Origin of the sequence: Pseudogemmobacter hezensis (genome assembly GCF_013155295.1) — a bacterium.
In the GTDB taxonomy this organism is placed as follows: domain Bacteria; phylum Pseudomonadota; class Alphaproteobacteria; order Rhodobacterales; family Rhodobacteraceae; genus Pseudogemmobacter; species Pseudogemmobacter hezensis.
This window is the reverse complement of sequence record NZ_JABJXT010000015.1, coordinates 77,492-92,600: the sequence shown is the minus strand read 5'-3', so window position 1 is coordinate 92,600 and position 15,109 is coordinate 77,492. Positions and strand designations below refer to the sequence as shown.

General features: G+C 60.0%; 9 protein-coding genes. All 9 read left to right on the top strand.

Annotation, left to right across the window (positions count from 1 at the left end; genetic code table 11):
* A partial coding sequence (locus HOY34_RS16130; RefSeq protein WP_216654796.1) for a hypothetical protein occupies positions 1-823 on the top strand: 823 nt, incomplete at its 5' end.
* Complete coding sequence (locus HOY34_RS21870; RefSeq protein ID WP_216654795.1) at positions 757-2,493, top strand: BapA/Bap/LapF family large adhesin; 1,737 nt, start codon at positions 757-759, stop codon at positions 2,491-2,493. The genes HOY34_RS16130 and HOY34_RS21870, both read left to right, overlap by 67 nt.
* A gap of 72 nt (positions 2,494-2,565) precedes the next feature.
* Entirely contained in the window at positions 2,566-4,821 is a 2,256-nt protein-coding gene (locus HOY34_RS16125; protein WP_172364656.1) for a type I secretion system permease/ATPase, read from the top strand.
* Complete coding sequence (locus HOY34_RS16120) at positions 4,821-6,017, top strand: beta-barrel domain-containing protein (protein ID WP_172364654.1); 1,197 nt, start codon at positions 4,821-4,823, stop codon at positions 6,015-6,017. Before HOY34_RS16125 ends, HOY34_RS16120 begins: the two co-directional genes overlap by 1 nt.
* 100 nt (positions 6,018-6,117) lie before the next feature.
* Complete coding sequence (locus HOY34_RS16115) at positions 6,118-7,371, top strand: TolC family protein (protein WP_172364652.1); 1,254 nt, start codon at positions 6,118-6,120, stop codon at positions 7,369-7,371.
* A 2-nt stretch (positions 7,372-7,373) separates the two neighbouring features.
* Positions 7,374-9,083: a hypothetical protein gene (locus tag HOY34_RS16110; protein WP_172364650.1), complete on the top strand. Its 1,710-nt coding sequence runs from the start codon at positions 7,374-7,376 to the stop codon at positions 9,081-9,083.
* A 2-nt stretch (positions 9,084-9,085) separates the two neighbouring features.
* Positions 9,086-9,973, top strand: a complete 888-nt coding sequence (locus HOY34_RS16105; RefSeq protein ID WP_172364648.1) for an alpha/beta hydrolase family protein — start codon at positions 9,086-9,088, stop codon at positions 9,971-9,973.
* Positions 9,974-10,134: 161 nt separating this feature from the next.
* Positions 10,135-11,790, top strand: a complete 1,656-nt coding sequence (locus HOY34_RS16100; protein ID WP_172364646.1) for a hypothetical protein — start codon at positions 10,135-10,137, stop codon at positions 11,788-11,790.
* 204 nt (positions 11,791-11,994) lie between these two features.
* A complete protein-coding gene (locus HOY34_RS16095; protein ID WP_172364644.1) occupies positions 11,995-15,051 on the top strand; it encodes a CapA family protein in 3,057 nt (1,018 codons plus the stop codon).
* Positions 15,052-15,109 lie beyond the last annotated feature (58 nt).

The following is a 15,109-nucleotide window of genomic DNA, read 5'->3' as shown; positions in this document are numbered from 1 at the left end:
GCGGATGCAGACGCAGACGCTGACGCTGACGCTGATGCGGACGCCGACGCTGACGCGGATGCCGATGCGGACGCCGATGCCGACGCCGATGCGGATGCCGATGCCGACGCTGATGCTGACGCCGATGCCGACGCGGATGCGGATGCTGACGCGGATGCGGATGCGGATGCTGACGCCGACGCTGATGCTGACGCGGATGCCGACGCCGATGCGGATGCCGACGCAGATGCTGACGCGGACGCTGATGCAGATGCTGATGCTGATGCTGACGCCGATGCCGACGCAGATGCGGATGCCGATGCCGATGCCGACGCGGATGCCGACGCCGATGCTGACGCTGATGCTGATGCTGACGCCGACGCGGATGCCGATGCGGACGCGGATGCAGACGCTGATGCCGATGCGGATGCGGATGCCGACGCCGATGCCGATGCCGATGCTGATGCCGATGCAGACGCTGACGCTGATGCGGACGCCGACGCTGACGCGGATGCCGATGCCGATGCCGACGCGGATGCAGACGCTGACGCTGACGCCGACGCTGATGCGGATGCCGACGCTGATGCGGATGCCGACGCTGATGCTGACGCGGATGCCGACGCTGACGCTGATGCGGATGCTGACACGGATGCGGATGCTGACGCCGACGCCGACGCCGATGCTGACGCGGATGCCGACGCCGACGCTGACGCCGATGCCGACGCTGATGCTGACGCGGATGCGGATGCGGATGCCGATGCAGACGCGGATGCAGACGTGGATGCAGTCGATGACTATGCGACCGTCAATCTCGACATTCTGCCCGCTGATGCTGGCACGCTAGAGGAGAGTGACTTCGCGTTGGTGTTGGTTGATGCGCTTGGTTTGACCCAGGCAATCTTCAACTCGTACCCTCGCGTTACATTCGAGATCGAGGAGGGGCAAACCGGTGATGCGACCTTTACTGTAAGCACCGCCAGCCTTCTTGGTGCCTTCAGTGGTGGAAATGCTCTTATCCAGATGAAGGACGACAATGGGAACTGGGTCACTGCGACTGAAATCGGTGATAATGGCCTGATTGATCTGATTTGGGTATCCGGAAATACTGCATCTGTCGTCATCGAGGACCTCGGTCCGGGTGAGTACAGAGTTTTCGGAAGCTCTACCGGTATTAGCCTGATCACTGGGATAACTGTTGAGGCCGATGTTCAACTCTATGATCATACCACCATCGGTGGCTATGATGCAGAGACGATCACGGGCAATGTTGTCGATGCAAATGACACTGTGACCGATACGACTGTCGTCCAATCGGTCAATGGGGTCACCGTTGACGGAGCGGGAACCACACCGATCGAGGGCGAGTATGGTACGCTTATCATCGATGCGGAAGGGAACTACAGCTACACGCCCAATCCGGATGCTTCCGGAATCGGGCAGGTAGATCAGTTCACCTATACTCTGGTGGACTCGGTGACCGGAGCGACTGACACTGCGACGCTTTATGTGGGCATCGACAGTGAAGGTCAGGGCCTGATCTGGACGGATCCGACCCAGCCGGCGGAACTCGAGATGGCGGCAACTGACAATGGCGGCACTGCCGTGATTGACAGTGCCAACGTGATCGAGAGTGGTGGCCCAGTTGCGAGTGGTACTGCAAGCATCGGTGGTCTCTTTGCCGGTTCTCAGAATGTTTCGGTTACGAGGACATTCACCATTGACCCGAATGACGAAGCGAGTATTCGCTTCGTGGCAGGTTCGCCGGATGTAGCTCTCCAAGCGGACACGTTGACGGTTACGATCACGGGAAACAATGGCTATAGCCATACTTTCACCGGGACGGCTGGCTTCCTGTCGGGACTGGGCGTGGATCAGGTGCTGAGTGGTTTGCCCGAGGGCGACTACACTGTCACCGCAACCTACGTCAGACCGAGCGGAGGGCTGGGCGGCACGCTGAGCCTCTCGTTCACCGGGCAAACCATTACTCATCTCGATGAGTTCGTTGTCAACGACACTGACCCGGCTACGGGGAATGTGCTCGCCGATGACACGCTGGGCTCCACCTACACCAAGTTCCTCGTGGACTTGGATGGAACCGGCAACTTCGTCGAGGTTGTGAATGGCACGACCGTTATCGGCGATCACGGGACGCTCACCATCAATGCCGATGGCAGCTACTCGTATGTGGCGAATTCGGATCTTGGGGAGATCGGTGGGGTCGATGACTTCACCTATCGCCTTGAGCATCCGAATGGCACCACTGCCGATGCCACCTTGTCGATCGAGGTCGATCATGGTGACGGACCGTATGTGCCGCCGGTTGCCTTCGCTCTGCTTTCCGACGAGTTCATCAGTGATGAAAACGCCGGCGAGATCCCTGACCATCTGTTCGGGGATGACGCTTCTGACGATACGGATTCCGCTCCCGTACCGCAGGAGGCCGAGCAGGATCTGGTGCTCGACTTCGTGGCCAACACGCACCCGGACGATCTGAACGAATTCAATTCGCACTGATCGCAGCAAGCAGACTGGTTGCGCCGGGTTTTCCCGGCGCAACCGCCTTGTTTTCCCTCGTCTGGACGTATCATGGAAATTCGCGAAACCGTTGCTGCTGACAGGCAGCATGGCAGCACTGCATTCGATGCACAGGCTTGGGTTACCAGCTTTGGGTATATTGCCCGGCACTATGGAATTTCATTCTCAGCACAATCCGCGCTGAACAGCGTGGCTTGGGCGCAGGACAAGCCCTTGTCTGAACAGATGGCGATTGTAGCACGCCATCTTGGCCTGCGGGTAAGGCTCTATGAACGCGACACTTTGCAGCTGACATCATGGCGGTTGCCGCTGCTTTGCGAATTCAGCGATGGCGGCGTCGCTGTCATCACCTCGCTCAGCGCAGAGGGGCAGGCGGGGCTGCTGCTGGCCGGCGAGCAGGATGTCACGATGGTCGAGACCGCCGGTCTCCTGCCGCGCATCCGCCGCTATGTTATTGCCCGGCCCTTGCGCACTCTCGTTGATGAACGGGTAGACGCTTATATTGCGCCCTATCGAGAGGGGTGGCTGCGCCGCTTCGCGCTGCCGGATCTGCGGCCTTATGGCCATGTCATGATCGCCACTTTCACGGCGAATATTCTGGGACTGACCGGGATCATATTCTCGAAGCAGGTCTATGACCGCGTGGTGCCGGCGGAATCCTTCAACACGCTTTATGTGCTGTTCATCGGGGTGATGTTGGCTGCGGTCTTCGATTTCGCCATGCGCCGAACACGTACGAAGATTGTCGATGTGCTTGGCAAACGCGCTGACATCAGACTTTCGGACCAGGTGTTTGGTCATGCTTTGCGGGTGAAGAACTCTGCCCGGCCCAAGTCTACCGGCTCTTTCGTGGCGCAGCTGCGGGATCTGGAATCCCTGCGCGAGATGCTGACCTCGACCACGATTTCAGTGCTGGCCGATCTGCCGTTCTTTTTCCTGTTCCTGTTCTTCTTCTGGTATATCGGCGGCAGCCTCGTTCTCGTCCCCATCGCAGCCATGCTGCTGATGGTTCTGCCGGGAGCGCTCGTACAGAAGCGGCTCAATCGCTATGTCAATGAAGGCATGCGAGAGGCATCCATGCGCAACGCCATGCTGATCGAGTCCGTACAGGGTATCGAAGACATCAAGGCGCTTCAGGCCGAGGACCGTTTCCAGCAGCGTTGGAATCATTTCAACGCGGTGGCTGCAGAATCCCAGTTGAAACAGCGCAATATCACCAGTGCGTTGCAGGCATGGGCGCATGCCGTGCAGATGAGCATCTTTGCGGTGATTATTTTTGTGGGTGCGCCGATGGTCATCGCTGGTGACATTACCACGGGGACGCTTGTAGCCTGCTCCATTCTCGGCTCGCGCATGATGGGGCCGATGGCGCAGTTCAGCCAGATCTTCAGCCGATTGCAGCAGGCGAAGCTCAGCTACCAGAGCGTGGACGCCGTGATGCGGATGCCCGTTGACCATCCCGAGCGCGAAAGTCGGATTGGCGTGGCGACGCTCGAAGGCAACTACAAGCTTAGGGCGGCGCAGTTCTTCCACGATCCGGGCAAGGCCCGTTCGGTGCTTTCCATTGATGATCTCGAGATCAGGCCGGGCGAGAAGATCGCGGTTCTGGGCAGGATTGGCGCAGGAAAATCCACGCTCCTGCACGCCCTTTCCGGGATGATGGAGCCGGGTGAGGGCGAAGTATTGCTCGATGATATGACGCTGTCGCAGATCGACCCATCTGATCTGCGCCGAGATATTGGGCAATTGACGCAGGAATCCCGTCTGTTCCATGGGACCGTACGCGACAATCTGATGCTCGGAGCTCCACAGGCGAGCGATGCGGAGATCCTAGAGGCTCTGAAAGTCTCGGGAGCGGTCGATTTCGTGAGCCGCATGTCGCAGGGGCTTGATTATCAACTGCTTGAGGATGGTCGTGGCCTGTCTGGTGGCCAGCGTCAGGCATTGATGCTGGCGCGCCTTATCCTGCGAAACCCGCGTATCGTCTTGCTGGACGAGCCGACCGCCTCGATGGACGAGCAGTCGGAACGTGCACTGATCGAGGCGCTGAAGACATGGATGGAGGGCCGTACCGTGGTGCTCGCCACCCACCGGATGCGGGTTCTTGATCTCGTTGACCGGGTCATCGTTGTCGAGCGCGGCAAAGTCTCTTTCGACGGTGAAAAAGACGCATTCCTGCGGCGCGCGCGCGCCGCCAGCCGTCCGGCCACGCCAGTTGCACGACCGCGGGTTGTGGCTGGGAAGCCGGCCGCCGTTGCGCGGGTCGTGTCACCGACAGTTGCCGACACTGGTCCGGAGGAAGAATAATGCAGGCACATGCTACCGCCGCAGGAGATGCCGGCGTCATTTTTGGTGAGGACGACGAGGTTCAGCTCTCGCGCTCGAAACGGGTGGTGCTGGTATTTTTCACCATGCTGCTTGTCGGCTTGATCTGGGCCCATTTCGCGGTGCTGGACGAGGTCTCGACAGGGACGGCAAAAGTTGTGCCGACCAGCCGTGAGCAGGTGATCCAGTCACTGGAAGGCGGGATCCTCGCTAGCCTTGAGGTTCGGCCCGACGAGGTCGTAGAGCCAGGACAGATCCTCGCGCAACTCGACCCGACGCGGAATGAGGCTGATGTCGAGGAAACCGCTTCCCGCTACAGGGCTGCTCTGGCGATGGTTACTAGGTTGCACGCCGAGATCACCGGCGATCCTCTGGCGTTTCCCGATGAGCTCTCGGCTTTCCCGGATCTCATCGTTGTGGAAACCCAGCTTTACACGGAGCGGCGGCGAGGCCTCGAAGAAAAGCTTCGCATGCTCGAAGAAGCTATCGCCCTCACCGTCGAGGAACTCACCATCAACGAACGGCTGCGTGAAACTGGAGCTTCGAGCAACATTGATGTCATTCGCCTGCGTCGCCAGCGCATCGATCTGGAAATGCAGCGCTCGGACGTTGTTGCACAGTATCAGGTCGAGGTGCGTGAGGCCCTGACCGAAGCCGAGGCCGAAGTCGCTTCCCTGCGCCCCATCGTCCGCAGCCGCTCTGATGTTCTGACCCGTCTGACACTGCGCTCGCCGGTGCGAGGGATCGTCAGGAATATCGAGGTGAGTACGATTGGGGGTGTCGTGTCGCCGAATGGCAGGTTGATGGATATCATCCCGCTGGACGATCAGCTGATGATTGAGGCCCGCATTACGCCCCGGGACATCGCATTCATCCGCCCGGGCCTGCGGGCCAATGTCAAGATCACGGCATATGACTATGCGATCTTCGGTGGCCTTGAGGGTGTTGTCGAGACGATATCGCCCGACACCATTCAGGATGAGGCGAACCCCGAGCAATACTATTACCGCGTTCTGATCCGTACCGAGAGCGTTGCGCTGGTCAATGACGCCGGAACAGAATTCCCGATTGTTCCCGGTATGATCGCGACGGTGGATATCCACACCGGGCAGAAAACTGTCTTCGAGTATCTGGTGCAGCCGTTCAATCGCGCCTCCGAAGCCATGCGGGAGCGTTGATATGAAGTGTGCCGTAGTCAGTTCCACAGCAGGATGCCGCCATCCTGCTGGTTGGGCTCTTGGCCTGTTTCTCCTGCTGGGCGCATGCGGGGATCGCCCGATGAGCGAGACTGTCGCCCAGATCGAAGGTCGTAGTGCAAGTCTTCCACCCTTGACGGCGGGGCAGGGAGTGGACCCGCGTGATACCGTGCGGCGCGGTCTGCTTGCCGATCCGGAGGTTCGCGAGCGAGCGGGACTGATCAGCGCCAGCATTGACCAGATCGCCATTGAACGGTCAGCCCTCTTTCCCCAGCTCAGCCTGGGTGTCGTAGGAGGCGTTGGCACTGCCGGGGCAGGGGATGCACAGTTGCAACTCTCCGGCCGCCAGTTGCTGTTTGATTTCGGGGGAACCGAGCGGGCAATTGAGGCCGCTGACATTGATCTGCAGGTCCAGTACCAGCGCTTCCAGTCGCAGGTGGATACATCAATTACGACTGTCCTGCTGGTCTATCGCGAAATTGCGATGCTTGAGGAACTGGTCGCGGTCAAGGCTGCCCAGGTTCAGGCAATGCGCGATCTCCACCGGACTATTGCGGACCGGATCGAGATCGGCGCGCAGCCTTTGCCGGACCTCCTGGAGGTGAATGGCCGGATCGAACGTGCGGAGTTCGAGCTTCTTGATGCAAGGCTGGAGCTGACGGAGCTGCGTGACAGGCTGCAGAGATTGGCGCAAACCAGTCAGGGTGGTGTGATCCCCGATTTTCCTGCCTCTTGCCGCGCAGAGGCGGGTGCAACGGATGAGTTGATCATCGCCCGTCTGGAACATGCTTCGGCACAACTCGCTCTGCAGGAGGCTGAGCGTGCAGTCTATCCGGGTATATCGCTTAACCCACTTGGGCGAATTGGTATTGGTTCCGGCGGGGTTTCCACCGGCATGAATGTCAATGTCGAAACCTCGCTCTTCGAGGGGGGAGCCATCCGGGCGCGCATCAATCAGGCCCAGAACAGGTTGCGCAGCGCCGAGGCCGCCCAAGAGACCGAAGAACGCAATATGCGGCTCGATGACCGGCGGCTGGACCGGCAGATCGCTTCCCTGCGTGAAAAGCAGGCGATGCTCGCCCGTCAGATCCAGCTGCAGACCGCGACCCGCGACCTCTATCGCAGCCAGTATATCGACCTGGGCAGTCGACAGATCACCGATCTGCTGGATGCCGAGGAGACCCTGTATGACCGCCAGATCGAACTGATCGAAGTGAAGTTCGAACTGCAGGAATACCTTGTCCAGTGCGCTGAACGAAGCGGCACGCTGCGCGATATTCTCAACCTCACCCAATCCCAGCTCTACGGCTTCCCGCTTACCACGGATGGATTCTGACAATGACGAAACATGACCTGATCGGGCCGGGCGGTATGGCAGCTGGTGCGGATCTGATCGATTTCGAGACCCGTCTTGCCAGCCTGAAAGCGGCATTGCCGGGCAAGGTTCCCGCACTTGGGGCACCCTTTCCGGCGATTACGCTGGTTTTTGCGGTCTCTGATGGCACGGCCCGTGCAGTCACAGCACAGGGCAGTGGCGCGGATCTGGATGCTGCCTGGGCTCTTGCAACATTGGCGCTGAGAAAAGTCATGGCGCGCCGTAAGTTGCGTGGACGCTTCCTGCGTGTTGACTGGGTCGAGAAAGCTGAAACCTGGACCTGGAGCCTGTTGCGCAAGCGCCTGCGCGAGGTGAAGCGCAATTATTGCCGCAGGGGGATTGCGCTGGACGCTGGGTTTGGCCGGCTCTTCCTTGAGCAGGAACTGAACGCTCAGGCCATGCTCTATGGTGGCAACCAGGTCACCCATTGCGTTGTGAATGAAAAGAACTTCCTGCTCGCGGCGCAGCAGAAATACGGCACGGGCACCACCGTCGATTTCCGCGATGACGGCGCGGTCCATGTTCTGGAAACCGCAGGCCTGTTCTGCGGCGAGGACGGGATCGTGCGCGAACTCTATGGCAATGGTCGCAATGCCGGCCGCCGCAAGATCGAGCCACTGGATCACACGAGACTGTCGGACATCATTCGGGACTCCTCGGATTTCCTGGCGCGTCAGGTCGGCAATGATGGGCGATTTGTCTATGGCTACCACCCCTGCTTTGATCGCCAGATCCCGGCCTATAATGCGCTGCGCCATGCCAGCACGACCTATTCGATGCTCGAAGCCTGGGAGAAAACGCGCCAGCCCGAACTGTTGGCGGCCGTCGAACGCGCCCTTGATCACCTGACCACGCAGTTCATCCAAACATGCGATGACAAGGCTTTCGTTGTAGACACCGGTAACGAGATCAAGCTTGGGGCCAATGCCACCGCCATTCTGGCGATGTCGAAATACACCGCCCTTCTCGGCTCTGACCGTTTCGCGGCGGTTATGGAAAAGCTGGCCCAGGGCATCCTGCACATGCAGGCCGAGGATGGATCCTTCACCCATGTCCTGACCTGGCCTAGCCTTGAGGTGAAAGAGAAGTTCCGTATCGTCTATTACGAGGGGGAGGCCGCCTTCGCCCTGATGCGACTCTACAGCCTGACAAAAGATGAGCGCTGGATCGGCGCGGTGGAGCGGGCATTCGGGCATTTCATCGAAAAGGATTACTGGAAGCATCACGATCACTGGCTCAGCTATTGCACCAATGAACTGACGCTCTACCGTCCCGAACTGCGCTACTTCCGTTTCGGGATACAGAATTTCGAAGGCTATCTCGACTTCGTCCTGCAAAGGGTCACGACGTTCCCGACATTGCTGGAACTTATGATGGCCGGGCGCAAGATGCTCGACCGTCTGAAGGCGATGCCGGAGGGGGCAGAGCTACTGGCCGGCGTGGATGAGACGCGGTTTGATCAGGCCCTGCATTTTCGAGCGGCCTATCTTCTGAACGGGCATTTTTGGCCGGAATATGCGATGTTCTTCCGCAACCCGGACCGGATCCTCGGCTCGTTCTTTATCCGCCACCATGCGTTCCGGGTGCGGATCGATGACGTGGAGCACTATCTTTCCGGGCTGGTGGCTTATGCGGGCTTGCTGGAGACCGCCGCCGCCGGAGACGCGGTCTGACCATGATCCGCGCAGCCCTTTCCATCGCTCTGTCTCTGGCCGCAGCGGCTCATGCCTCTGCAGAGCAGGCCCTGCCCTGGGGAGGCGAGCCTTCGCGTGATTCCTGTGCGCTGTCAGAGGGCGGAGTCTGGGCGGAATATGCCGGGGGGGTCGAATGTCTGCGCTATTTCGCCGGTGGAGCGATTGATGATGCGCCGGTGGTGATTGTTGTTCTGCGCGGTGATCGCGACACCTGGCTGAACCGCGACCCGGAGGATATTCCACAAAACACCGCCAGCGCGCAGACCGCACTGGCGCGCTCGCTCGCGCAGGATATGGGATTCCCGACCATCGTGATTTCCCGGCCGGGAACCTTCGGTGCAAGCGGGGATCACCGGCTGCGGCGGCAGGCAGGCGAATTTCTTGCCATCAACGATGCGCTGGATGACATCCGTGCCGATCACCGGATAGGGCGCTTTGTCCTGTTGGGACATAGTGGCGGAGCAACGGCAGGGGCTGCACTGCTGACGCTGGGGCGCGATGACATCGCCTGTGCGGTGCTGACTTCGGGGGCATTTGGCTTGCTGGAACGCGCCGCCGTCCTGCGCGAGGCTGCAGGCCGCCCGCTGCGGCCCGGGCTTGATACGACTGGCCTGCCAACTCCCTATGATCCTTTGGATCATCTCGACGGTGTGACGGCGGACCCCACCCGTCGCATCATCATTATGGGCAATAACGAAGACACGGTGACGCCCTTCTATCTCCAGGAGCGTTTCTATCAGGGACTTCGGGGTCTTGGGCACAGGGCAGAATTGCGAGAGGCAGAAGCCAGTTCACCGGGCCATCACAATCTGACAGGTCAGGCGGGCCCGCGCGCGGCAGCGGATTGCGCGCGTGAGGCAACGCAGTGAGCGCGCTACTGGCCAGAATAGCGCATAGCGCGGCGGGGGGAGGCGCATTCTCACCTGCTGCGGTCCTCTGGCTGTTGCGCATCGGGCGGAGCGTGCAGGCAGAACTGACCTGGCCGCTGCCAGTCTACACCCTGCTTTTCATCTTGTCGCAGATCACCCTGTTGCTGGCGTTGCTTTTGCCGTGGAACATTCTGGCCACGCTAAGCCTTGGTCATAGTCCGGAGCGGTTCGAAGGGACGTTCGGCCAGCTTGGCGCAGGGCCGGTTGTGGGCATCCTCATGGCGTTGGTTCTGATCTGCTTTTGCACGCATCTGGTGGCCGAGGCAGCGGGGGCCAGCATGTGTCAGCGGGCGTCTGCGACTATTATCGACCGACACCGCAAACTGGGCCTGTCCGACAGTCTGCGCGGCGGTGCCGCAAGTGATTACCGGCGCATCCTGCGGCTGTTTGCCATGTTAGCCTATAGCATCATTGCCGCGGTTCTGATCGCGATAAGCTATTCGGCCCTGCTGGTCGTCCTGGTGCTCTATGTCATCATCGGGGCGCTGGTGGCCGCCATTCTGCCCCCCGCAGCGCCACAGGGCTTCACCTCAGAGCTGCGCAGCAAGGCGTGGTGGGGTATCGGTTTCATTTGTCTGGTCGCATGGGTTATCCGTGATGCTTGGCACGGCACGATGCCGTCCTTCTGGTCCGTGTTTTTCGCGCTGCTTCTTGCCCGCCAGACCCTGATATTCCTGATGATGTCGGCGTCTTCGCTGGGCGTGCTGTTTCGCCGCAAAGAACGGGTCGAGGCGCTGTTTGTCGCGGATCGGCCAGTCACGGCAGCGCTGCGCAGGGAGGCAGGTCTCGCCACATTGCTGGCCGAAGATCGCCGGGACAGTTGGTTGCAGCCGTTGCTTGCCGGGGTGGGTGCGGAACACCTGTTACTTGATCCGACCGCGACACATTGGGCAGAGCGGGGCAAGGTTGCCTATCTTGTGGCACGTCCCGGGAAGCCCGGCTCCGGCCTGATGATCCGCCTTTTTCATCAATCGGTGGCTGGATTGGGACAGCACGAAGCCGAACTCCTGACGCTTCGCACTCCGGGCTGGCCCGCACCTGTCCTGCTGGGCAAACACGATGTCGATGGTAGTCTTGCCCTGATATTCCACTGGCCGCAGGAATATGGCTGGTCCACGCCGATGATGGACCGCAACACGACCCTGGCCCTGCGCGGGCAGATTCTGGGCTGTGATATCACTGACGATCTTGCCGCGCGCTATCTGCGATCCCGCGCACGCTTGCCCGAAAGGGCAGCCGCTGTTGACTGGCCGATGCTGTCGGGGGTGACGAGGAGGGATGATCAGGTCGCGGATTGCGCCGGGCTGGAGGCTGCCTGGCCTCGGCTCATGGAATGGTTGCGGCACCGACCCTCACAGATAGTTCTTCCCAAAATGACGGCGCGCCGCATGGGGTGTGAACCGGAGGGGGCGCGGCTGATCTGCAACTGGAGCCTCTGGCAATGGGAGCCGCTTGGATTTGACTGGCCCTGGCGCGAGCGGCCAGAACGTGATTTGCTCCAATGCCTTGATGTGGCAGCCCGGTTGCGCCCGTCACTGATCAATTATCCGGTCGAGGATGCCCTGCTTGTCGCAGTCGTAGCCAGCTTTGCTGAGCGGAGCGAGGCTGGCGATTTTGGAGCGATGTTGGACATGCTCTTGCCCCTAAAAAACGCAGTGCAACGCTGCGGTCTGCTCTTTTGCCATGAGAGAGAACATTGGGATGCGGGCGCTGCGAGTGAGGTGGCTGTGGCTATGGGGCAAACGGAGGCGCGGTGATGCTGTGGTATCTGCTTTTGTTTCCCTGCGCTGCCTTCCTCTGGATGTTCCTCGCGAATGCTTTGGGCGCTGTGAGGGAACAGTCGCTTGCAGAAACGGATTATCGGCGGAATCGCGAAGTGGATCCGGTCACCGCGATCCCGACTGCAAAAAATGAAAACACGTCTTGCCTTCAAGGGTGCGGCACAGGCGAGGAGAATACGAATGAGCCACAAAGAAAAGTCTGAGCGACCCGTTACGATTGCCTGGGGCGGCGATGTGAATATCGGAAGGCGGTTCCATTATCGTTTTGGTCTCGCCAATGCCCGGAACGCGCTCTCCCGGATAAAACCTCTGGCCGAGGCAGATCTCGGAATTGTTAATCTTGAATGTGTTGTCGCCACCTGTGGCGCGGAATGTGTCGATAAGGGAGAAAGGTCTTCCTATTATTTCCGCGCGCGCCCCGAGATGGTCGATACGCTGCTCCGGGGCGGGGTCGATATTGTTGCGACGGCCAATAATCACAGCGGTGATTACGGCCCTGAGGCTTTGGTGGAGCAGGGCAAGTGGCTTGATGCGGCGGGGATCGGCCATGCCGGGTCCGGGCGCACGCGAGAGGAGGCATTCAGGCCGGTTTTTCGTCGGGCAGGTGGACTGGATATAGCTTTCTTCGCGCTGGATGCGACACAGAAAAGCTTTGCCGCAGATGAGCAGACGCCCGGTACCGCATGGGTTGACCCGAAGCGGCCGCAGGACTGGGCTGCAATCATGGCCCCCCGTATCGCCGAGGCCAGGGAAAAGGCCGACATTGTTCTGGTGGCGATCCATTGGGGCGCAAACAATCTTCACCAGCCAGCTGCCGACGAGATCGCAGGTGGGCATGCGCTGATCGACGCGGGCGCGGATGCGGTTCTGGGAGCCTCTGCACACCTCTTGCAGGGGATTGAAATCTATAAGGATCGGCCGATCCTGCATGATGCCGGGGATCTTCTGTTCGACGCCCTGACGCGGCCCGACAAAGACAGTGGCGTCTTCACGCTGGAGGTTGATCATCGCGGCGTTATCGGAGTGCGCTTCCTGCCACTTGAGGTCGGATTCTGCCGCACCTTGCCGCTGGGGCCAGAAGCGGGAGAGCGGGCGCTGCGCAAGTTTGCAAAGAAATGCGCCGCCCTTGGCACAAAGCTGGATATCACCAGCGATGGTGAAGGCTATCTCACGCTTTCCCCCCCGGACCGCACTCGTCTGGCCCGCCGCCCGGCACCGGCGTCGCAGGCTTCCGGGCCGGTCCCGACCCTTCGGGAGCCCCGCCCGGAATGGCTGGCCCGGGAGGTGCCGGCGGATGCTCGTCTGGCAGCGCCGATGCGTATCGGCCCGATGGAGCTTCTGGGCTTGCGGGTTGCACCCGAACGTCTGAACCGCATCGGGCTGATTTCCGTTGAATCCTGGTGGCGTGCTCCGGAGGCGATCGATTGTGACTGGCGCATCGACTTTCGGGCCGAAACCGAAACGCCGGGCCCGGTCGGAGCCTGGGGGCTGGGCTGTTCTCATGACCCCTGTGACTGGATGTGGCCCGTCAGCCGCTGGAAACCCGGTCAGATTTATCGCGATTTCTACACCTTGCGGCCCTCCGTGGTTCGCAATTGGCTCGATGAGACGCTTACCCTCTCTGTTGGGCTGGTCAGTCACCTCGGGAAAACAGACCGCTTCCCCTTGCCGCACAGGGTGCGCTTTGAGTTGTCGCCGAAGGCCGGTTTCGCGGTGCTTCGTGCAAGCCCCGCTCAATATGAAATCCCCTCTTTGGACAGTATCAGTCCTACACCAGAGATCCTGTGGACGGCCGAGCAGATTGAGGAGGTCACCGGCGGCAAATGGGTGGTCCGCCCGCCAGAGGGCTGGTTCGTACGCTCGGTGACCCATAAGTCCCGCCAACTCGGGAATTGGGATATAAAAGCTCCGAAACTCCTTGCAGTTATTGACCAGCGCATGGCGATGCGGCACGAGCTGTCGGATTTTACCGCCGGGAAGTACTGGGATATCCGGGATCAGTTGCCGGTCTTGCAGCACAAGGTTGCCGGAGCCATGGTGTCCCGCCCCGTCGAGGGGCTGAAGCCGGACTTCCCTTTGCTGCAGGTTGCAGACCCTCTCCATGCCCTGATCCAGCTTGGAGCCGTGGCCCGAAACCGGATGAAGGGCCATGTCGTTGCTGTGACAGGCAGCGCCGGCAAGACATCGCAAAGCCTGATGCTCTCTACCGCGATGGCCAAGGATCGCAGGGTGGTCTGTAACTCGACGCTGAACTACAATTCTCGCGTCGGAATTCTGCATCTCCTGGCGAATACACCTGCCACCACAGATCTGGTCGTTGTCGAGTCGGCGGTCACTGCGATCAATGCGCCGAAATTTCAGAACATCCGCTTGGTACGTCCGGATATTGGCATTGTGACCAATATCGCACCGTCACATATCACCGGTCCCGGATCGGGTTTGGAAACAGTTGCCCGACGCAAGGCGAATATTGTGGAGGGCATCAATCCCGGTGGGACGCTGTTGCTCAACCGTGAAATAGAGTTCTACGACATTTTCTGCCAACGTGCGGCTCGCCGTGGCGTTCATGTCATGACCTTTGGACAGAGCGCCGATGCGGATATTCACCTGCTGACCTATGATCATGAGACAGGCAGGGTTAGGGCCAGGCTGCCAGATGGACAAGAACTGTCCTATCAGATTTCGGCGCCCGGGTTGCATATGGCGATGAACAGCCTTGCCGCAATCGGGGTCCGGTTGTTGCTGGGCGGCGCTCTGGAGCCATTCCTTCAGGGGCTGGTCGAGTTCCAGCCTGTAGAGGGGCGCGGTGCAGTGTCTCAAGTTGAATTTGAGGGGAAACGGCTTACGGTTGTTGACGAGTCTTACAACGCAAATCCGGTGTCGATGCAGGCTGCCATTTCGACCTTTTCTCACATGAACACGGGGGGACGCCGTATCCTCATTCTTGGGGATATGGCTGAACTGGGCGCGGAGGCCGCACGTTACCACCGTGAATTGGCACCGTATATCCGAGAGATGCGAGCCGATGATGTGCTTCTCTGTGGGAAGCTGATGTCGGAGTTGCAGGATGAGCTTAAGGCCATTGGCAGCACCCTTCGCGCCGCCCATTACACAGGCGTTTCAGATCTGATCAACGACCTGCCGGGAAGGTTGAAATCCGGTGACGTGATTCTCCTGAAAGCGTCAAACTCAATCGGAATGGATAGGGTTTTGAAGCATCTTTCGGGACAGAAGTGATCAGTTTTCTAAAATAACACCCATCGCCTTGATGGGAGAAAGTTCAATCATCTGCGCA

Coding starts and splice junctions, on each gene's coding strand:
- HOY34_RS16125 (WP_172364656.1), top strand. CDS start 2,566: ATGGAAATTCGCGAAACCGTTGCTGCTGACAGGCAGCATGGCAGCACT.
- HOY34_RS16120 (WP_172364654.1), top strand. CDS start 4,821: ATGCAGGCACATGCTACCGCCGCAGGAGATGCCGGCGTCATTTTTGGT.
- HOY34_RS16115 (WP_172364652.1), top strand. CDS start 6,118: ATGAGCGAGACTGTCGCCCAGATCGAAGGTCGTAGTGCAAGTCTTCCA.
- HOY34_RS16110 (WP_172364650.1), top strand. CDS start 7,374: ATGACGAAACATGACCTGATCGGGCCGGGCGGTATGGCAGCTGGTGCG.
- HOY34_RS16105 (WP_172364648.1), top strand. CDS start 9,086: ATGATCCGCGCAGCCCTTTCCATCGCTCTGTCTCTGGCCGCAGCGGCT.
- HOY34_RS16095 (WP_172364644.1), top strand. CDS start 11,995: ATGAGCCACAAAGAAAAGTCTGAGCGACCCGTTACGATTGCCTGGGGC.